Raw genomic sequence first — 19,507 nt, 5'->3', positions numbered from 1 at the left:
CGGGCTCTCAAGGGTGCGCCGGAGCCGGGGGCGCTGATGGCGGGGCGAAGACCGTCGCGGCCTGCCCGACTGCCTCAAGTCTCCCTACGTTTTTGGGACTGCGTCGGAACGCACGACCACGCGATGGCGGCGGCGGCCAGGTAGGCGAACGCGCCGATGACCATGCTGGTGCGCAGCCCGGTGGAGTAGTCGGTGGCCATGGCGAGCAGGCTGCCGCCGAGTGCTACGCCGGTGGCGCTGCCGATCTGGCGGGTGGTGTTGAACAGGGCGGAGGCCGCCCCTGAGTACGCCTGGGGTGCGGCGCCCATCACGGTGGCGGTCGAACCGGTGAGGGCGAAGGAGGTGCCGAACCCCGCGGCCATCATCGGGGCCACCAGCAGCGGGTAGTCGGGGTCGGCCCCCGCCGCGGCCCAGCCGGCGAGCCCCAGGGCAGCCAGGAGCATGCCGGAGATGACCAGCGGACGGTCGCCGGTGCGACGGGTCAGCCTCCCGGACAGGGCGGAGGCGAACATGGTCATCGCCACGGCCGGGAACAGCGCCAGCCCGGTGCCGAGGGCGCTGAAGCCGCGCTGATGCTGGAATTCGAGGCTGGCGGTGAACACCATGCCGTAGAAGCCGAAGTTGAACAGCAGCCCGATGACGGCTCCGCCGCTCATCGCGCGAGAGCGCAGCAGGTTCAGCGGCAGGGCAGGAGACCGGGCCAGCCGCTCGCGCACCGCGAACGCCGCGCCGGCCAGCACGGCCAGGCCCACCGCGGCGAGTACAGCCGGATCGGACCAGCCCCGCCGTCCGGCCTCGTTGAGCGCCGCGGTGAGCAGCGCCACCGCCGCCACGACCGCGCACTGCGCCGGCCAGTCCAGGGCCCGGGCAGCGCGCCGGGGCGAGCGTGCCACATGCCGCAGCGTCAGCACCAGACAGGCCGCACCGACGGGCAGGTTGATGAGGAACACCCAGCGCCAGCCCACCACGGTGACGAGCAACCCGCCCAGCAGCGGCCCGGCGGAGGCTGCGATGCCCGCCATCGAACCCCACAGCCCGAAGGCCCGCGAGCGTGCCGTCGGTGCCGGGTAGGCCTGCTGGAGCAGGGCGAGGGAACCGGGCACGATCAGCGCCGCGCCGAGCCCCTCCACCAGCCGGGCCGCGACCAGGAAGGGGGCGCTGGGCGCCAGTGCGCACGCGGCTGAGGACACGGTGAACACCGCCACGCCCGAGCAGAAGACCCGGCGGTTGCCCAGCCGGTCGCCCAGCGCGCCACCGGTCAGCAGGAACCCGGCGAAGACCAGGGTGTATCCATCGGTGATCCACTGGATACCGGTGAGCGAGGCCGACAGTTCCCGGCCGATCACCGGCACGGCGACATTGATGATCGTCACATCCAGGATCACCATGAAGTAGCCGGCGCACACCGCCAGCAGCGGTGCCCAGGACTCTCGCTCGGGCTCCGGTGCCGCCTCGGGAGAGGGCATGGGCTCGCCGCCACCGGCCGATTCCGCGAACGCCACGGCCCCAACTCCATCCCGTCCACGGAGGCCCTACACCAAAAGTCACAGTAAGGCACACTTTGACGGTTCAAGTGGCGGCTCGTGAGGCACGCCGAGGGTCAGCCGAGATACGGCCGAAAGAGATAGCGGGGCCTCTTGAGCCGTTCGTAAGGGGATCCCCAGATCCTGCTCGGCCTCGGCGTCCCGAAGGAGGGATGACCAGGCGCTGGCTGCCGTGCGCGCCGGCGACACCCTCGTGGTGCCCAAGCGCCTCGCTCCTGGCCACAGTGTTGTTCGCTGGACGGCACCACCTCGTCGAACCCGCCGACTGGCCCGACACTCTGCCCGACACCGGACTCGGCACGATCCGTCAGGCCTCCGCCATCAACAACGACCTCACCATGCACAGCTTTCGCGACACCGGCGAACCCCGTTGAATGTCGCGCGTACAGGGTGATTCAGCTTCAAGATCGCCCTGCTATCCCTTCCGGCCGTATCTCGGCTGCCCCCACGCCGCTCTTGCCACCGACCTGGGCGCTCCGGGCCGGTGGCTTGCTACCTCGCCGGAAGTTCCCACCTGATCTCGCCTTCGTGCCACTGACCGGTGGGAGCCAGGCCGGCAGCAGTGGCAACGGCAGCGGACGCATGATGATCCGGATGAATGTGGGCACAGATCGCCTGCATGTCCTGTTCCTGTAGCCAGGCAACCAGCCCTCGCGCCGCCTCGGTGGCGATCCCGCGCCCTTGCCACGGAGCCCCGACCACCCAGGCGACCTCGGCCGCACACCCGTGCTCGCCGGCGCTGATCGTCGCCTGCACCGTCCCGGTCAGGCTTTTCTCCTCGCGCAGCCGGATCACCCAGTTCCACCAGGTCACGGAGGGATCAGGTGAACCGGCGACCAGGCGTTCATACCGTGAACGCAAAGCCTGTGGAGAGTGCGGGACACCGCCGATGAAGGCATGCAGAGCAGGGTCGGAGAGCACCTCGGCCATCTCGTCCGCGTGCTCGACAGCGAGCGGTACGAGGCTCAGTCCGCTCGTCTCGATGGCCCCGATCTTCATGACGCCCACGCTGGCTCCTGCCCGACCGCTCCCGCTGCTGATGACCATCCGACACTACGAGAAGATTCGCCGTCGGATCAGTCCTCAGGGCACGAGGACGACCTTTCCCCGATTGGCCCGGCCCTCGATCGTCGCGTGTGCTCGTGCCGCGTCCGCGAGGGCGAACTCCGCGTGGACCGTGGGCCGCAGCGCGCCCTCGCCGAACAGCCTCCACAGCTCCTCGATCCACCCCGCATACCGCTCAGGCCGGGTCCTGGCCACGATCGCCACCTGGAACCCGATGGCCGACTTGCCACCGGCGAGGAGGTCGTACGCCTCGATGGTGCCGCCGCCCGAGCTGTACGCGACCAGCCGTCCGCCGGGCGCGAGCGCTTTGACGGCGGGGGTGAGCAGTTCGCCGCCGACCGCGTCGAGCACGATATCGACCGGCTCGCCCCAGCCATCTTGTTCGTATGTCACCACGGCATCGGCGCCGACGGAGCGCACGAAGTCCGCCTTGGCGGGATCGCTCACGGCGGCGACGACGCGTGAGGCACCCCTCAGCCGGGCTAGCTGTAGGGCGAGATGGCCGACCCCGCTCGCCGCCGCGGTGACCAGGACCGACTCGCCCTTCTCCGGGCGCGCGGCCTCCAGTGCGCCGAGCGCCACCACACCGCTGCGGACCAGCGCCACGGCGTCCTTGGCGGTGGCGCCCGCCGGGACGGGTGAGGCCATCGCGGTGTGCAGCAGCGCGTACTCCGCGTACCCGTACCCGAAGCAGAGGCCGGTGACCCGGTCGCCCGGCGCGTATCCGCTCACGCCTTGGCCGACGCGTACCACTTCACCGGCCAGCTCGCCGCCGAGCGGGATGGGCTGCGTACCCTCGCGCACTTTGCGTACGACGGGGAGCGTGACGCCGATCGCCTCGGTCCTGACGAGCAGTTCACCGGCTCCGGGGTCCGGGACGGGGACTTCTTCCTGGAACAGAGTTTCGGGTCCGCCGATGTTTTCATACCGAATACGCCGCATGCGCGATCGCCTCCGACATCCTTGAGATTCATTGGAGTTCCCAACAGTATCCGGAGATCATTGGGAACTCCAACGTTTTCTCGGTACGCTGCCGCGCATGGCAGAGAACCCCTCGGCGCCCAGCCGAATCAGCGCCCTCCCGAGCTGGCTCCTCGGCCGGGCGGCGGCCCGTGGGCGCGGCCTGGTCGCTGAGGCGCTCGCGCGACACGACATGAAGATGTGGCATCACGTGGTCCTTGCCGCGGTCGCGGATCTCGGCCCGGTCGCCCAGGCCGAACTGGGCAGGACGGTCTCGCTCGACCCGAAGGACATGGTCGGCATCCTCAACGATCTTCAGGCGGCAGGCCTCGTCGTGCGCGCCCCCGACCCGGCCGACCGCCGCAAGAACGCGGTGAGTCTCACCGCCGAGGGCGAGCGCCGCCTGGAGGAGTGCACGCGGGCGGGGAAGTGGGCCAACGACGAACTCCTGGCTCCGCTCTCGGCAGCCGAACGGGAGCAGTTCCTGGAGATGCTGCGGAGGATCAGCGGCGTACGGTGATCCGGCGGGCGGCGGCCCCCGCCCTGAGGCGGTGAAGCGGGTTGGTTCATCGGCTGCTCGCGGTCGCGGCGATGGCCGGCAGGATCGCGAGGGCGAGGACGCCACCGGTGAGGGCGAGGATGGGGTAGCTGGTGGTGGCGACGACGATGCCGGAGGTCAGTCCACCGGTGGCGCCGGCGATGGCAATGGAGACGTCGACCATTCCCTGGGTCTTGGCGCGGGTGGCCAGCGGCACGGCGTCGGTGATGATCGCCGTACCGGAGACGAGGCCGAAGTTCCAGCCGAGTCCCAGCAGGGCCAGGGCGAGCGCGAGGAGGGCGACGGAGTCGTCGGGAGCGATGGCCGCGAGAATGCCCGCAGCCAGGAGGGTGAGCCCGGACGCGGCGGCGACCTTCAGCCGGCCGTAGCGGTCGACGAGCCAGCCCGTGACCGGTGAGGGCAGGTACATGGCGCCGATGTGGATGGCGATGACGAGACCTGAGGCGGCGGTGCCGTGACCGTGGTCGTGCATGTGGACCGGGGTCATCGTCATGATCGCGACCATGACGAGCTGAGTGAGGATCATGACGAGCGCGCCGAGGACCACGCTTCCGCGGCCTTCGTGTGCGTGGTCGGCGGCCGGGGACGCGTCGGTGGCGGAGCTGCCGCTCTGTTCGGCGGCGAGGGTACGGGCCATGAGCAGCGGGTCGGGTCGCAGCCGGACGGCGAGGACGAGCGCGGCCAGGGCGTAGGCGGCGCCGGACAGCAGGAACGGGCCGGCCAGGCCGGGGACACCGAGGGTTTCCGCGAGGTCGCCGGTGGGTGCGGCGAGGTTGGGGCCGGCGACGCCGCCGAGGGTGGTGGCGACCAGGACGGTGGACACGGCGCGGGCGCGGTGGTTGGGGTGGGCGAGGTCGGCTCCGGCATAGCGGGCCTGGAGGTTGGTGGCGCTGCCGGCGCCGTAGACGAACAGGGCGATGAACAGCAGGGCGGGGTTGTCCAGGGCGGCGGCGGTGATGACACCGGCGCTGCCGATGGCTCCGGTGAAGTAGCCGGCGGCCAGGCCGGGACGGCGGCCGCGGGCTTGGGAGATGCGACCGACGGCGACGGCGGCGAGTGCGGATCCGGCGGTGAACAGGCCGCTGGGCAGTCCGGCGAGGCTGGTGGTGCCGAGCATGTCCTGGGCGAGCAGGGCGCCGACGGTGACGCCGGCGGCGAGTCCGGCCCCGCTGAGGGTCTGGGAGGCGACCAGGACACGCAGGATGCGGCGCTGTGCCTGGGCGGCGTCGAATATGTCGGATGCGGCGCCCGTGGTGCCGGCGCCTGGTGCGGATCTGGTCATGTCTCTTCCGGTGGCGGTAGGTGGGGCGGTGGTGTTATCCGAGGTGAGGCCTGTGCAGGGGGAGGTGGGGGTCAGCGCTCGGTGGCCGACTTGATGGCTGCGTCCGCCGTCGTCTCGATGTCGTCCGCCGTGGACCAGCGGCCCAGCGACAGCCGCAGTGCCCCGAGCGAGCGGGCCAGATCGAAAGGAGTGTGGTTGCCGCGGTGGCAGGCCGAGCCTGTCGAGGCCGCGATCCCGTGGGCGGCGGCGCGGAGTTCATGGCCGAGTGCGTCGTCGATGCTGACGTTCAGGGTGTTCGGCAGGCGCTTCCGTTCTGGGCGGTTGAGGCGGACGCAGCCGGGCGGCGCCGCCGCCAGGCGCTGGTGGAGTTCGTCACGCAGAGCCGCGATCCGGGCGGGAGCGCCGTCGGCCAGGTCGTCCGCGGCCAGCCCGGCGGCGCCGAGGGCCACGGCCAGGGCGACGTTCTCCGTCCCGGCCCTCACCCCGTGCTCCTGGCCGCCGCCGTGGACGACCGGCTCCAGCCGCAGCCCGTCGCGCACGTACAGCGCGGCCGCACCCTTCGGGGCGCACATCTTGTGCCGTACGACGGTGAGCAGGTCCACGCCCAACTCCTCGACGTCGAGGGGATCTTCCCCACCGCCTGGGCGGCGTCGCAGTGGAAGAGCGCCCCGCATCCGTGTGCGAGGGCCGTGCCGCACAGGGCGAGCAGATCGGCCTCGGAGCCGGAGGCGGTGAACACGGCCTCGTCGGCGCGGGCCCCGACCAGGGCGGCGACCTGCGCCCGGGCCTCGGCCGGCGCCCACCGGGGCTCGGCGCTGTAGTGGTGGCTGCTGGAGGGGTTGCCGAAGAAGTCCGTCAGGTGCGGCCACATCGCCTCGGCCACGCGGGGGTCAACGGGGGTGGTGGCGTTGTAGTCCAGGTAGACCGGTGCGCCGGTCAGCCCCGGAGGAAGGGCCGGGTGGCCACCGTTCACGCCAGGTCCCCGGCGTCGACGGGCAGTTCGGCCAGCCGCCACTCCAGCATGCCGTCGTTGAGGCGGATGGCCCGCCGGCCGAGGTCGGTCAGCAGCCGCACCGCGTCGTAGGCGAGCACGCAGTACTCGCCCCGGCAGTAGACGACGATCTCCGCCTCCTCGGGCAACTCGCCGATCCGCTCGGCCAGTTCCCCGACCGGAATGGACACCGCACCCGGAATGTGCCCGGCCCGGTATTCCTCCGCCGGCCGTACGTCCAGCACCACCACGTCCCCGGCCGCCACGCGGGCGCGCAGTTCCTCGTGGGTCACCTCCGCCGCGCCGTCCTCACCGAGGTAGGCGTCCCGCGCCGCGGGCACGGCGGCCTGGTGGGCTTCGGCGACCTTGCACAGCAGGGCGAACAACTGGGCCACGTCGTCGCCGGCGAGCCGGTAGTGGATGCGTACGCCCTCGCGGCGGGTGGCGACGAACCCGGCCTGCTTGAGGGTCTGAAGATGCGCCGAGGCCGTCGTCAGGTTCAGCCCCGCCGCCTTGGCCAGGGCATCGACCGTGCGCTCGCCCTGAGCGAGCAGATCGAGCAGTTCCAGACGCTTTCCGCTGGCCAGCGCCTTGCCGCTGGCCGCGAAGGCATCATATAGCTGCGCCTTCGGACCGGCCGTGGTGTTTCCCGCCATAGGCTTCCTCCATAAATCCATGGAATATCGTAGATGATGCTGGAGGCGATGACCACGCGCGGTGGCGAAGGCCGAATCGCCAAAGGCGTTGACGCTCCCCGTGAGGCGCCTATCATCCAAGTCACCCGACGGACCGGCCGACGTTCGACGCTCCGAACGAAGGCTTGGCCGCAGCGGCCCGTACGCTCCGCCCGAACCGAGCACAGCAGCAGCCGCACCGGCACAGCGATCCCCGCCCTGGCACCTCTTCGTCCCGTCACACAAGGAGGCGATCAATATGTCATGGCTCCATCAAGAACACACGCGCCGGAACGTACTGACGGCGGCCACCGGCCTGACCGCAGGAGCCGCCCTGCCGGGCACCGCGGCCGCACAGGCGGTGACGCCCACGCCCTCGGCCGCCGCCGCCGCACAGTACGGGAATCCCGTGCTCTGGCAGGACTTCGCGGACATCGACATCATCCGCGTCGGTGACACCTACTACTACTCGGCCTCCACGATGCACTACTCCCCGGGGGCGCCGATCCTGCGCTCGTACGACCTGGTCAACTGGGAGTTCGCCGGCCACTCGGTACCGGTCCTGGACTTCGGCACCAAGTACGACCTCAACGGCGCACGCGGCTACGTCCGGGGCATCTGGGCCTCGTCACTGGCCTACCGTCCGAGCAACAGGACGTATCTCTGGCTCGGCCAGATCGACTTCGCCAAGACCTACATCTACACTGCCGCCGCCGTCGAAGGGCCCTGGTCCAGACTCACCACGATCGACAACGCCTACTACGACGCGGGCCTGCTCGTCGACAGCGACGACACCCTGTACGTGGCGTACGGGAACACCACCATCAGCGTCGCCCAGCTCTCCCCGGACGGACGCACCCAGGTCCGCACTCAGCAGGTGTTCAACACGCCCTCCAGCATCGGCACCCTGGAGGGCTCCCGCTTCTACAAGATCAACGGGAACTACTACATCTTCCTCACCCGCCCGGCCAACGGCCAGTACATCCTGAAGTCGACGAGCGGCCCCTTCGGGCCCTACACGCTGCGCCAGGTCCTGCTCGACCTGCGCGGCCCGGTCTCCGGCGGCGGGGTGCCGCACCAGGGCGGACTCGTGCAGACGCAGAACGGGGCCTGGCACTACATGGCGTTCGTGGACGCGTACCCCGGCGGGCGGATCCCCGTACTGGCCCCGGTCACCTGGACCTCGGACGGCTGGCCCCTCATCCAGCTCGTGAACGGCGCCTGGGGCGCCTCGTACCCCAGCCCCGCCGTCCCGGCCCCACCCCGCCAGGTCGCCCCGATGACCGGTGTCGACACCTTCGACGGCACCACCCTCAAGCCGAAGTGGGAGTGGAACCACAACCCCGACAACAGCAAGTGGTCCGTGAACAACGGACTGACGCTCCAGACCGCGACGGTCACCGGCGATCTGTACTGGGCCCGCAACACCCTCACCCACCGGATCCAGGGGCCCACGTCCACCGCCACCATCCAGCTCGACTACTCCGCGATGCGCGACGGCGACCGGGCCGGGCTCGCCCTGCTGCGCGACTCCTCCGCCTGGATCGGTCTCAAACGGGACGGCGGCACCACCAGGGCGGTGATGGTGAACGGCCTCACCATGGACAGCAACTGGAACACCACCGGAACCGGCACCGAGGCCGCGAGCGCCGGCGTCTCCGGCGGCCGCATATGGCTGCGCGCCACCGCCGACATCCACCCCGGCGCCGCCCGGCCCGGCACCTTCTCCTACAGCACCGACGGCACCAACTTCACCCGCCTCGGCCCCACGTTCACCATGGGCAACGACTGGCGGTTCTTCATGGGCTACCGCTACGCCATCTTCAACCACGCCACCCAGGCACTCGGCGGATCGGTCAAGGTCGCACGGTTCGAGCTGTCCACGCCCTGACGGGCAACCGCCCTTCAGGTAGACGTGACCGCGTTCGAATGTCCATTTTGGGAGCGCTCCTATACCGAAGCCCTGATCCCGCGAGGAGAGAGATGAACCTTCGGCCCCGCCGACCAGATCGTCAACCACGCCACCTCGCGCGGCCAGCGGGTACGGGGCCACACCCTGGTCTGGCACTCCCAGCTGCCAAGCTGGGTCAGCTCCATCGGCGACGCGAACACCCTGCGCAGCGTGATGAACAACCACATCAACGGCGTGATGGGCCACTACAAGGGCAAGGTCTACGCCTGGGACGTGGTCAATGAGGCGTTCGCCGACGGCGGCAGCGGAGCGCACCGCCCCTCGGTGTTCCAGAACCTGCTGGGCGACGGCTTCATCGAGGAGGCGTTCCGCACCGCGCGGGCGGCCGACGCGTCGGCCAAGCTCTGCTACAACGACTACAACATCGAGAACTGGACCGACGCCAAGACCCAGGGCGTCTACCGCATGGTGCGCGACTTCAAGGCGCGTGGCGTGCCCATCGACTTTGTCGGTTTCCAGGCCCACTTCGGCACCGGCGGCCCGCCGGCCAGTTTCCAGACCACCCTGTCCAACTTCGCCGCCCTCGGTGTGGACGTGCAGATCACCGAACTCGACATCGCGCAGGCGCCGACGACCGCGTACACGAACACGGTCAAGGCCTGCATGAACGTCGCGCGGTGCAACGGCATCACGGTGTGGGGCATCCGGGACACCGACTCCTGGCGCGCCGGGGAGAACCCCCTGCTCTTCGACGGCCCTCCCCTGGCGGCTCGGCCTCCTCACCCAGACCAACTCCACCTGCTGACCGCGCCGGGAGACCGCGGTGCCGGGACACGCGTCCCGGCACCACCCGCGTCCGCCCTCACCTCATGACCGAGTCACCCATCCGGCCCTCTCTGACGTGCGCTGCGCCATGGCGTCCGTTTATGTGATGGTTGGCAACTTTCTGTGACCGTCGTGAGACCGCCGGATGGCGCACGACGCTTGAGGAGGCATGACCTGATGAGGCTTCTTTCCGCTTCGCGTCTCGCGGCGGCGGCTGTGACCGCGGCGACGGCGATCCTGACGGTGGGCCAGACGGTATCCGCCGCGCCGATGACTGGGGACGGGAGACCGTTCCTCGGGCCGCTGCGCACCGTCTCGACCGTCGCGTCGACGGTTCCGGACAACGGCGACGTGAACCCGTACGGCACCGCCCTGGTCAAGAAGAGTGTTGGTGACCTGCGGCGCGGCAACGTATTGGTCAGCAACTTCAACAATGCCGCGAACGAGCAGGGCACGGGGACCACGCTCGTGCAGGTCAGCCCGAAAGGCACGACCAGACTGTTCGCCGAGATCGACCCGCGGAACCTGCCGGGACCGTGCCCGGGAGGTGTGGGTCTGACCACCGCGCTGTCCATCCTGCCGGGCGGCTGGGTGGTGGTAGGCAGTCTGCCCACGGCCGATGGCACATCCGCCACGGCGCAGGCCGGGTGCCTGCTCGTGCTGGACAACCGCGGAGAGGTCCGGGAGACCATCAGCGGCCACGGGATCAACGGTCCCTGGGACATGACCGCGAAGAGCCACGGCGACGAGACCGATCTGTTCGTCACCAACGTGCTCAACGGCACGGTCGCCGGCGGCGGCGACATCGTGCGGCGGGGCACCGTGCTGCGGATCACCCTGCGCACCCACGGCCACCGGCCGCCGACCCGGATCGCCACGACCAAGATCGGTTCGGGCTTCGCCCAGAAGACCGACCCGGCGGCCCTCGTGATCGGGCCGACGGGTGTCGGTCTGCGGGACGGGACGCTCTACGTGGCGGACACCGTCGACAACCGCATCACCGCGATCCCGGACGCGCTGACCAGGGACGACAGCGCCGGCACCGGCCGAGTGGTCACCTGCGACCAGCACCTCAACGGCCCGCTCGGGATGGCGATCACCCCGAAGGGCAACATCCTCACCGTCAACGGCGGCGACGGCAACATTGTGGAGACCACCCCGGGCGGCGATCAGGTGGCCGTGCGCACGCTCGACAGCAGCGGCTCCCCGCCGGGAGCGGGCGTCCTGTTCGGGATCGCGATCGCCGAAAACCCCGACCGGGTCTACTTCGTGAACAACGCGACCAACACTCTGAACCTGCTGAGCCGACGCTGATCCGCTTGCGCGGGGCTGATCCGGCCCTGCGCGAGCCCAGGCGCGCGGGGCGCCCGACCGGCTGAACGAAACGGCTGGTCGCGCGCTTCCGCTGACGGCGCAACGCAGTACGGCCCATGGCCCCGGCGCACCCCGGAACACCCCGGGGGCGCCGGGGCCCCGGTGTCGGAGGGCGGATCTCGACGCCCCGTGTGGGGGGATCAGGTGGTCAGCGTCGTGAGCCGTTCTTCCAGGGCGGCCAGGAACTCCTCGCCGTTGGGCAGCATGCCGGCGATCACTCGTACCGTCATGCCGGTCGGGGCGCCGGAGCCGCTCCCGATGTACTCGGCGGCCTCCGGGACGTAGGAGATGAGCAGCTCCTTGAAGACGCGGGCGGCGTCCTCCCGGTCCAGCAGCTCGTCCACCGTCATGTCCACGGACAGCGGCGCCCGCTCGGCGGGCTCCGCGCCGAAAGGCACCGTCCAGGTGTGCCGTCCGGATCCGACCTCGACCACATCGCCGCCGTCCGGCGGGACGACCTCCGCCGTGGTGTTCGGCGGGACCAGCGCCCTGACCGTGAGTTCGCCGTCGGACAGCGTCCAGGACACCTCGGCGGTTCCGTACGGCGTGCGCAGGCGGGCCTCGGCGTGGGTGAGGCCGCCGCCCGGTCGCGGTGCGACGCGCAGGCGGCGGTAGCCGGGCTCGGCGGGGGCGAGGCCGGCGACCGTGCGGTGCAGCCAGTCGGCGACGGCACCCAGCGCGTAGTGGTTGAAGGACGTCATACCGCTGGGGTTGACCGTGCCGTCGGGCAGCAGGCTGTCCCAGCGCTCCCAGATGGTGGTCGCGCCCATGGTGACCGGGTAGAGCCAGGACGGGCACTCCCGCTGGAGCAGCAGGCGGTACGCCGTGTCGGCGTGACCGGTGCGGGTCAGTGCGTCGCAGATCAGCGGGGTGCCGACGAAACCGGTGGCGATCTTGTAGCCGTTGCCGCGGACCAGCTGGGCGAGGCGGTCGCCGGCCCTGCCACGCTGGGCGCCCGCGTCCAGCAGGCCGAAGCAGAGGGCGAGGGCGTACGCGGTCGGCGCGTCGGACATCATGCGGCCCGCGCCGGTGACGTACTCCGCCCGGAAGGCGGCGCGGATCTCATCGGCGAGGGCCCGGTAACGCTCGGCGTCCTCGGTCCGGCCCACGACCTCGGCGGTGCGGGCGACGATGTCGGCGGAACGGAAGAAGTAGGCGGTGGCGACCAGTTCACCGGCGGTCGCGGCGGCGTCCGGGCGGCCGGCTGGGGCCGTCGGGTCGAGCCAGTCGCCGAACTGGAAGCCGCTGTCCCAGAGCCGGTCCTCCCCCGCGAGCGAGGCCACGTGATCCACCCACCCGCGCATCGAGTCGTACTGCGTGGCGAGGATCCCGGTGTCGCCGTAGCGCTCGTACAGCACCCACGGCACGACCGTGGCCGCGTCCCCCCAGGCGGCGGTGGGGGTGTCGGCGCCGGGCACGACCTTCGGCACGACGAAGGGAACGACGCCGTTCTCGCCCTGCTCGGCGGCGAGGTCCGCCAGCCAGGAGCCGACGAAGCCCGCGCTGTCGTAGAGGAAGGAGGCGGTGGGCGAGAAGACCTGGATGTCACCGGTCCAGCCCAGGCGCTCATCACGCTGGGGGCAGTCGGTGGGGACGTCGAGGAAGTTACCGCGCATGCCCCACACGACGTTCTCGTGGAGTCGGTTGACGAGCTCGTCCGAGCAGGAGAAATGCCCCGTGCGCATCAGGTCGGAGTGGAGGACCACGGCCCGTACGGCGGCGGCCGGGTCGAAGTCGTCCGGAGCACCCGTGACCTCGGCGTAGCGGAAGCCGTGGAAGGTGAAGCGGGGTTCGTAGACCTCGGTGCCCTGCCCGCGCAGGGTGTAGGTGTCGGTCGCGGCGGCGGTGCGCAGCGGCCGGGTGCAGAGTTCGCCGTCCTCCAGGATCTCCGCGTGCCGCAGCGTGACGCGCCGGCCGGCCTCGCCGGACACGGTCAGGCGCAGCCGGCCGACCAGGTTCTGCCCGAAGTCGAGAATCGTCTTCCCCGACGGGGAGGTGGCCACCGCGACCGGGGCGATCTCCTCGACGCGCCGCACCGGTGGTCCGTCGGGCGCCACCAGGGTGGCCAGGTCCCGCTCCAGCACGCGCACGCCGCGCCAACCGGAGGCGTCGTGGCCGGGCTCGGACCAGCCGGTGCGCTCCAGCCGGGCGTCGTACGCCTCGCCGTCGTAGAGACCGGAGGAGACGACCGGGCCGGTGGCGGCCCGCCAGGATCCGTCGGTCACCACCCGCTGTGTCGTGCCGTCCTCGTACTCCACCTCCAGCTGGGCCAGGAAGGCGAGCCGGTCGCCGTAGATCGCGCGGGTCCTGCCGTCGAAGCCGATACGGCCGCGGAACCAGCCGTCGCCGAGCACCGCGCCGAAGGCGTTGCGGCCGGGGCGCAGCAGGGTGGTGACGTCGTGGGTCTGGTAGCGCAGGCGTTTGTCGTACGCCGTCCAGCCGGGCGCGAGTACGTGGTCGCCGATCCGGCTGCCGTTGAGCTCGGCCTCGTAGACGCCGAGGGCGGTGGCGTACAGACGGGCAGAGCGGACGGGGCCGCGCAGCTCGAACTCGTGGCGCAGCAGCGGGGAGGGCTGGTCGGACTGGGCGTCCTCGTCCCAGTCGGGGGTGACGAAGACGGCCGACCAGTCCTCGGTCGAGAGCAGGCCCGTCTCGACCGCCGCTGGTTCGCTCCAACGCGAGACCGTGCCGTCGCATCCCGTCACACGCACCCGGACGGTGGCCCGGCCGCGGGCCGTAAGGGGCTCGAACGGCCACGGCACGAGGACGGATTCGGCCGAGTCGACCGTGACGACGGTGGTGTCGGTCGCGGTCAGCTCGATCTCGTACGCCGTCTGGTGCCAGTCCTCGGCGTTGGTCAGCGTCGTCCACGACAGGCGCGGGCGACCCGTGCCGATCCCCAGCGCGTCGCGCACATGCTCGAACCTGACATCCGTCACGATGCCTGGCTGGTTACGGGTTTCCTGCCTCACAAAGCGTCCTCACTTCTCGCGCCGGGCGGGTGTGCTCACGTCCGTCACGGGCTGCCACTCGCGCGATGAATCGATTCAAGCAAGAGGGTCGAGACACGACTCGATCCAGGGCGAGATGACGACCAGCCCGAGCGGCGACTCAGAACCATTGACCGAAACCCTAGCCACGAATCCCGAATGACGCTAGGTTTTCATCCTGTGAACTACTGGTTCACCCTTGATCACGACTGCTCAGACACCTGAACGCGAGGATCACTCCTCCGTCCGCCCTTCTCACCCGCACGGCGAAATCGGCCGCGGGCAAGGGGGTTGACACTCAGGAGCGCGGTTCCCACTATGGCCGCCACGGAATTGAAAGGTTCCAATCCCCCGAGGTGGGTGCCCGAAGGGCCGCCCGCCTGACCGGGGCCGCTCACATCACCACCGCACGTCGTTCCGGGTCTCCCCACGCCCGTCGACGTCCTCGCAGGGCCGCCGAGCCGCGCGGCCCTCCCCCTGCGACGAGAGGTCACATCGCTGTGTCTTCTTCCACCACCCCGTCCACGACCGCACCCGCACCCGCACCCGCACCGGTCGACGCATCCGGGAGGTCGGGACTCGGAACCCGCCTGGCGCTGATCGCGCTCGCCCTGATGTGGCCGACACAGTTGCTCTCCCTGGCCGGCATGCTCGGCGGAAACGCCCAGGCCTCTGTCGCCCAGCACTTCCACACGACGGAGATCGGCTGGTTCATCCTGGTCAACGCCCTGGTCGCGACGGTGATCACACCGTTCGTCGTGAAGTTCGCCGACTTCTACGGCAAGCGGAACGTCATGATCGTCATCACCGTGCTGGGCCTGGTCGGCGACATCGTCGCGGCGCTGGCCACCAGCTACGGCATGCTGCTGGTCGGCCGTGGCATCGCGGGCTTCTACGGCCCCATCGCGGCGCTCGCCTACGCGTCCGTCCGTGAGCTGTTCCCGCCCCGACACGTCGGCGCGGCCAGCGGCATGATCGGCAGTGGCATAGCCTTCGTGGCCCTCGGCGGCCCCTTCCTCACGGGCCGGCTGCTGGACTCCTACGGCTTCCGCGGGGTGCTGTGGGCGCTGGCCGCCGCCACCGCCATCGGGCTGCTGCTCCTGCTCACCGTCGTCCCGAAGACCCCGCAGCGGGTGGCGCGAACGAAGGTGAACTGGCTCGGCGGCGCCCTGCTGGGCGGCGGCGCGGCGGCCCTCACCTATGGCATCGGCAAGGGCGGCGAGTGGGGCTGGACCGATACCGACACCCTCGGCTTCATCGTCGGCGGCATCCTCGCCGTGCTGCTGTATGTGGTGACCGACACGCGGAGTGCGCACCCGCTGTTCCACCTCGGCATGATGTCCCGTCGCTCCGTCTGGACCGTCATGCTGGCCGCCTCGCTGGTCGCCGCCACCGTGTACGGCACCGGCGTCATCGCCCAGCTCCTGGTGCTCTTCCCCAAGATCCCGCAGGTCTCCGAAGGCCTGGGCATGTCCGCCACGCACTTCGCGGTCATCGGCATCCCGTCCAGCGTTCTCATCCTGCTCGTCGGCTTCGGCACCGGCGTCGCCCTGCGCAAGGTGGACGCCCGGATCCCGCTGGGCCTCGGCGCCCTGCTCGCCGCCGTCGGCTTTCTGCTCCAGCGGCAGTGGCACTACACCGACACCCATCTGATGCTGCTCGGCACCGTATCGGCCCTGGCCATGGGCATGATCGTGTCGTCCGCCCCGGTACTGATCATCGAGGCCGTGACCCCCGAGGAGCAGGCCACCGCCAACGGCCTTCAGACCATGATCCAGGGCGTGCTGACCACCGTCATCACTCAGTTGGTGTACGTGGTCCTGGCCCAGGACAGCCGGATCGTCCAGGGCACCCGCTTCTACCTCGACGCCGGCTACAAGAACGGCATGCTCCTGGCCGCCGGCCTCGCCGTGCTCGGAGTGCTCGCCGTACTCCTGATCCCCCGGCTCCGACCGGCGCGCGACGTCGAGGCGGGATCGGCCGTCACCACGGCCTGACCGCGGACACCACACCCCCGGGACCGCCGTCCGACCTCCGCCCCGCCATGGCGGTCCCGGAAACCGCCCCCTCTCTGAAAGGCACCAGCCCATGACCCGTCGGAACCCGGTCGACGAAGCGGACCTCACTCGGCGCCTCGACGCCATGTCCCTCAAAGAGAAGGTGACCCTGCTCACCGGCGGCGACGCCTGGACCCTGACACCGGTCGCCGCCGCCGGGCTCGCTTCCGTCGCCCTGTCCGACGGGCCCGTGGGCCCCCGCGGCACGTCATTCGGCGGCGACACCCCGCCCGCCCTCCTCTTCCCCAGCCCCAGCTCGCTGTCCGCGGCCTGGGACGAGGGCACCGCCTACGAGACGGGCCGGCTGATGGGCCTGAAGGCCCGGGAGATGGGCATCCACGTCCTGCTGGCCCCCACGGTCAACCTCCACCGCTCCCCGCTGGGCGGCCGTCACTTCGAGTGCTACTCCGAGGACCCGCACCTCACCACCCGCGTCACGGTCGGCTTCATCAAGGGCGTGCAGTCGGCGGGCGTCGCCGCCACCGTCAAGCACTTCGCGGGAAACGACTCCGAGACCGAGCGCATGACGTACGACGCCCGGATCGATGAGAAGACCCTCCGCGAGGTCTACTTGCCGCCCTTCGAGGCAGCCGTGCGCGAGGCCGGCGTCTGGGCCCTGATGGCCGCGTACAACGCGGTCAACGGCCCATCCATGACCGAGAACGGCCGACTGCTGACCGAGGTACTCAAGGAGGAGTGGGGCTTCGACGGCGTCGTCGTCTCCGACTGGCAGGCCACCAGGTCGACCGAGGCCTCGGCGCTGGCGGGGCTCGACCTGGTGATGCCGGGGCCGGACGGGCCCTGGGGCGACGCGCTGATCGCCGCCGTCGAACAGGGCAGGGTGCCCCTGTCCGTGATCGACGACAAAGTACGGCGTGTGCTGCGGCTGGCCGCCAGGGTCGGTGCCCTGGACGAGACGGCCGCCCCTGAGGACAGCGCGCTTCCCCCGGACGTCCATCGCCGCATGCGGGACCTCGCGGTCAAGGGGTCCGTCCTGCTGCGCAACGACGGACTGTTGCCCCTCGAGCCCGGCACCCTGCGCAAGGTGGCCCTGATCGGCCCCAACGCGGTCCGCTTCGCCATCCAGGGCGGCGGCAGCGCCCATGTCACCCCCGAACACGTCGTCAGCCCGCTCGAAGGACTGCGCCGGGCGCTGGGCGAGGACGTCGAGATCACGGTCCACCCGGGCGTCTTCCCGCACGCCAAGCTCCTGCCGCTCGACGGCGAGACGGCCACCGACCCGGTGAACGGCGAGCCCGGCGTACGCCTGGAGTACCGGGGCACCGACGACAGTCCGATCTCCGACGAGCACAAGGACCCGGCGGACCGGTGGTTCCCGATCATCCTCCAGGACGGAGTCGAGGAACTGGTCGTCCGCACCCGGCTCGCGCTTCGGGCCTCCGGCATCCACCGGCTCTCGGCCATCGGCACCGGCCACTTCACCCTGCACGTCCCAGGGCACGAACCGCAGGCCCACGAGCAACTGCAGGAGGACGACGACATCGCCGCGCTGCTGCTCAACCCGCCGTCGCACACCTTCGCCTTCCGGGCCGCACAGGGCGAGACCGAGGTCGTGCTGCGCATCCGCCCGCAGCGCAACCTCCCCCACCCCATCACCCTGCTCGGCCTCGGCTACGACGTCCCCCGAGGCACCGACGAAGAGGAACTGGACGCGGCCGTCGCCGCCGCGGCGAACGCGGACGCCGTCGTCCTGGTGGTCGGCAGCGACTCCGACACCGAAGCCGAGAACGTGGACCGCACCACACTCGCCCTGCGGGGCCGCCAGGACGAACTCGTCGACCGGGTCTGCGCCGCCAACCCGCGTACAGCCGTCGTCGTCAACGCCGGCGCCCCGTTCGTCCTCCCCTGGGCCGAGCGGCCCGCCGCGCTGCTGTGGTCGTGGTTCCCCGGACAGGAGGGCGGCGACGCCATCGCCGACATCCTCACCGGGACCGAACCGGGCGGACGGCTGCCGACCACCTTCCCCGCCACCGAGGCCGACGCACCCGTCCTGTCCACCCAACCCGTCGACGGAGTGCTCGACTACGCGGAAGGCCACCGCATCGGCTACCGGGCCTACGCCGCCTGCCGCACCACCCCGCTCTTCCCGTTCGGCCACGGACTGTCGTACACCACCTGGGACTACCAGGACATCACCGTCACCGGTGACATGGCCCGCGGACTCAGCCTCGAGGTCATCGTCCGCAACTCGGGCGACCGGCCGGGACGCGAGGTCGTCCAGGCCTACCTGGAGCCGGCCGACGGCGGTGAGCCCCAGCGCCTGGTCGGCTTCGCCACCGTCGAGGCGGGGCCCGGCGAGGCCGTCGTCGCCACCGTCACCGTGCCGGCGCGGACGCTCGCGACCTGGACCGACGGAGGCTGGGCCGCGCGTTCCGGAGGCCATCGGCTGCGGGTGGGGCGCTCGTCGGCGGACGTACGGCTCACAGCCGCCGTTCCCGGATTCCGGTGATCATCGGTGGCTGCCCGGCAGTCGGCGAAAGCCACGGGTGAAGTACGGTCGGAGCGTGACGACACCACGCAAGCCCCGGGGCCCCTACCGCAAGGGCCTCGAGCGTCGGCAGCAGATCCTGCGCGCGGCGCTGGAGGTCTTCAGCGAGCACGGCGAGCGGGGCTCGTCCCTCAAGGAGATCGCCGATCGCGTGGGCATGTCGCAGGCCGGGGTGTTGCACTACTTCGACTCCCGCGAGGAACTGCTGCTGGCTGTGCTGGCCGAGCGGGACGCCCTGGACGTCGAGGCGACGGCCGACGTGACCTCGCCCGGCGAGGCGGTCGCCCGCACCGCGGCACACAACGCACGGCAGCGGGGCCTGGTGGATCTGTTCGTCACCCTGTCCGCCGCCGCCTCGGATCCGGAGCACCCGGCCAACGCGTTCTTCGTCCGACGGTACGAGGCTCTGACGGAGTCCATCGAGGACGGGCTGCGCAAGGCCCAGGAACGGGACACGGTCCGCACGGACATCCGGCCCGACCACATGGCACGGATGCTGCTCGCTCTCTCGGACGGGCTCCAGTTGCAGTGGCTGCTGAACCCGGGCATCGACATGTCGGAAACCATCCAGGCGTTCAACCTCATGTGCCTCGGCCCGTCGGGCGAGCGCGACGACGCCACCCCGGAGACGGGTTCGGGCGACGGCGCCTGAGCATCGGGCTCGCGTCGTGCGGCCCCCGGCCTCACGACATCCACAGCCTCAAAAACCTGTCCTTGTTTGACTTTTGGCCTTAGAGTCATCCGCCGTGCGCGCGCCACGCGGCG

The 19,507-nt window shown here is 70.8% G+C and carries 15 protein-coding genes and 1 pseudogene; 8 read left to right on the top strand and 8 right to left on the bottom strand.

Features of this window, described 5'->3' with window-relative positions:
* Nucleotides 1–74: 74 nt before the first annotated feature.
* Complete coding sequence (locus ACH4S9_RS32145; RefSeq protein ID WP_398375051.1) at nt 75–1,502, bottom strand: MFS transporter; 1,428 nt, start codon at nt 1,500–1,502, stop codon at nt 75–77.
* A 266-nt stretch (nt 1,503–1,768) separates the two neighbouring features.
* Here ACH4S9_RS32145 and ACH4S9_RS32140 point away from each other — a divergent pair, with 266 nt between their 5' ends.
* Nucleotides 1,769–1,918: a hypothetical protein gene (locus ACH4S9_RS32140; protein WP_398375050.1), complete on the top strand. Its 150-nt coding sequence runs from the start codon at nt 1,769–1,771 to the stop codon at nt 1,916–1,918.
* Nucleotides 1,919–2,036: 118 nt separating this feature from the next.
* On the opposite strand, the gene ACH4S9_RS32135 is transcribed toward ACH4S9_RS32140, so the two are convergent.
* Together ACH4S9_RS32135 and ACH4S9_RS32130 are read right to left on the bottom strand one after the other, a co-directional pair.
* Nucleotides 2,037–2,543, bottom strand: a complete 507-nt coding sequence (locus tag ACH4S9_RS32135) for a GNAT family N-acetyltransferase (protein WP_398375220.1) — start codon at nt 2,541–2,543, stop codon at nt 2,037–2,039.
* Nucleotides 2,544–2,627: 84 nt separating this feature from the next.
* Nucleotides 2,628–3,551, bottom strand: coding sequence for a zinc-binding alcohol dehydrogenase family protein (locus tag ACH4S9_RS32130; protein WP_398375048.1), 924 nt, complete (start codon nt 3,549–3,551; stop codon nt 2,628–2,630).
* Nucleotides 3,552–3,648: 97 nt separating this feature from the next.
* Here ACH4S9_RS32130 and ACH4S9_RS32125 point away from each other — a divergent pair, with 97 nt between their 5' ends.
* A complete protein-coding gene (locus ACH4S9_RS32125; RefSeq protein ID WP_358842722.1) occupies nt 3,649–4,089 on the top strand; it encodes a MarR family winged helix-turn-helix transcriptional regulator in 441 nt (146 codons plus the stop codon).
* Between the two features lie 46 nt (nt 4,090–4,135).
* Here ACH4S9_RS32125 and ACH4S9_RS32120 read toward each other — a convergent pair whose 3' ends face one another.
* From ACH4S9_RS32120 to ACH4S9_RS32105, 4 genes are all read right to left on the bottom strand, one after another.
* The gene (locus ACH4S9_RS32120; protein WP_385338298.1) at nt 4,136–5,410 is read right to left on the bottom strand and encodes an MFS transporter; all 1,275 of its coding nucleotides are present in this window, start codon (nt 5,408–5,410) and stop codon (nt 4,136–4,138) included.
* Between the two features lie 71 nt (nt 5,411–5,481).
* Nucleotides 5,482–6,006 carry an aminotransferase class V-fold PLP-dependent enzyme gene (locus ACH4S9_RS32115; RefSeq protein WP_398375218.1) on the bottom strand — a complete coding sequence of 175 codons (525 nt, stop codon included), beginning with the start codon at nt 6,004–6,006 and terminating at the stop codon, nt 5,482–5,484.
* On the bottom strand, nt 5,889–6,281 hold the full coding sequence (locus ACH4S9_RS32110; protein WP_398375216.1) for a hypothetical protein: 393 nt from the start codon (nt 6,279–6,281) through the stop codon (nt 5,889–5,891). Before ACH4S9_RS32110 ends, ACH4S9_RS32115 begins: the two co-directional genes overlap by 118 nt.
* Before the next feature lie 98 nt (nt 6,282–6,379).
* Nucleotides 6,380–7,057 (bottom strand): metalloregulator ArsR/SmtB family transcription factor, encoded by a 678-nt coding sequence (locus ACH4S9_RS32105; protein ID WP_311724039.1) that lies wholly within the window; start codon nt 7,055–7,057, stop codon nt 6,380–6,382.
* 277 nt (nt 7,058–7,334) lie between these two features.
* On the opposite strand from ACH4S9_RS32105, the gene ACH4S9_RS32100 reads away from it, so the two are divergent.
* From ACH4S9_RS32100 to ACH4S9_RS32090, 3 genes and pseudogenes are all read left to right on the top strand, one after another.
* A complete protein-coding gene (locus tag ACH4S9_RS32100; RefSeq protein WP_398375045.1) occupies nt 7,335–8,966 on the top strand; it encodes a glycoside hydrolase 43 family protein in 1,632 nt (543 codons plus the stop codon).
* Nucleotides 8,967–9,065: 99 nt separating this feature from the next.
* Nucleotides 9,066–9,740: pseudogene (locus tag ACH4S9_RS32095) on the top strand (endo-1,4-beta-xylanase); the annotation flags it as partial.
* Nucleotides 9,741–9,989: 249 nt separating this feature from the next.
* The gene (locus tag ACH4S9_RS32090) at nt 9,990–11,126 is read left to right on the top strand and encodes a hypothetical protein (protein ID WP_311724037.1); all 1,137 of its coding nucleotides are present in this window, start codon (nt 9,990–9,992) and stop codon (nt 11,124–11,126) included.
* Nucleotides 11,127–11,326: 200 nt separating this feature from the next.
* Here the strand turns inward: ACH4S9_RS32090 and ACH4S9_RS32085 are convergent, their stop codons facing one another.
* Nucleotides 11,327–14,125 carry a glycoside hydrolase family 78 protein gene (locus ACH4S9_RS32085; protein ID WP_398375043.1) on the bottom strand — a complete coding sequence of 933 codons (2,799 nt, stop codon included), beginning with the start codon at nt 14,123–14,125 and terminating at the stop codon, nt 11,327–11,329.
* Nucleotides 14,126–14,676: 551 nt separating this feature from the next.
* Here ACH4S9_RS32085 and ACH4S9_RS32080 point away from each other — a divergent pair.
* From ACH4S9_RS32080 to ACH4S9_RS32070, 3 genes are all read left to right on the top strand, one after another.
* Nucleotides 14,677–16,173 (top strand): MFS transporter, encoded by a 1,497-nt coding sequence (locus tag ACH4S9_RS32080; protein ID WP_398375042.1) that lies wholly within the window; start codon nt 14,677–14,679, stop codon nt 16,171–16,173.
* 91 nt (nt 16,174–16,264) lie between these two features.
* Complete coding sequence (locus tag ACH4S9_RS32075) at nt 16,265–18,703, top strand: beta-glucosidase (protein ID WP_398375040.1); 2,439 nt, start codon at nt 16,265–16,267, stop codon at nt 18,701–18,703.
* A gap of 55 nt (nt 18,704–18,758) precedes the next feature.
* Nucleotides 18,759–19,394: a TetR/AcrR family transcriptional regulator gene (locus ACH4S9_RS32070; RefSeq protein ID WP_311724033.1), complete on the top strand. Its 636-nt coding sequence runs from the start codon at nt 18,759–18,761 to the stop codon at nt 19,392–19,394.
* Nucleotides 19,395–19,507 lie beyond the last annotated feature (113 nt).

Origin of the sequence: Streptomyces sp. NPDC021225 (assembly GCF_044332865.1) — a bacterium.
Lineage (GTDB): Bacteria > Actinomycetota > Actinomycetes > Streptomycetales > Streptomycetaceae > Streptomyces.
This window is presented reverse-complemented; position numbering and strand designations above follow the sequence as displayed.

Bases quoted from the DNA above. Each gene is read 5' to 3' on its own strand.
- ACH4S9_RS32125 (WP_358842722.1), top strand. From the start codon at position 3,649: ATGGCAGAGAACCCCTCGGCGCCCAGCCGAATCAGCGCCCTCCCGAGC.
- ACH4S9_RS32090 (WP_311724037.1), top strand. From the start codon at position 9,990: ATGAGGCTTCTTTCCGCTTCGCGTCTCGCGGCGGCGGCTGTGACCGCG.
- ACH4S9_RS32105 (WP_311724039.1), bottom strand. From the start codon at position 7,057: ATGGCGGGAAACACCACGGCCGGTCCGAAGGCGCAGCTATATGATGCC.
- ACH4S9_RS32120 (WP_385338298.1), bottom strand. From the start codon at position 5,410: ATGACCAGATCCGCACCAGGCGCCGGCACCACGGGCGCCGCATCCGAC.
- ACH4S9_RS32100 (WP_398375045.1), top strand. From the start codon at position 7,335: ATGTCATGGCTCCATCAAGAACACACGCGCCGGAACGTACTGACGGCG.
- ACH4S9_RS32135 (WP_398375220.1), bottom strand. From the start codon at position 2,543: ATGAAGATCGGGGCCATCGAGACGAGCGGACTGAGCCTCGTACCGCTC.
- ACH4S9_RS32130 (WP_398375048.1), bottom strand. From the start codon at position 3,551: ATGCGGCGTATTCGGTATGAAAACATCGGCGGACCCGAAACTCTGTTC.
- ACH4S9_RS32075 (WP_398375040.1), top strand. From the start codon at position 16,265: ATGACCCGTCGGAACCCGGTCGACGAAGCGGACCTCACTCGGCGCCTC.
- ACH4S9_RS32110 (WP_398375216.1), bottom strand. From the start codon at position 6,281: ATGTGGCCGCACCTGACGGACTTCTTCGGCAACCCCTCCAGCAGCCAC.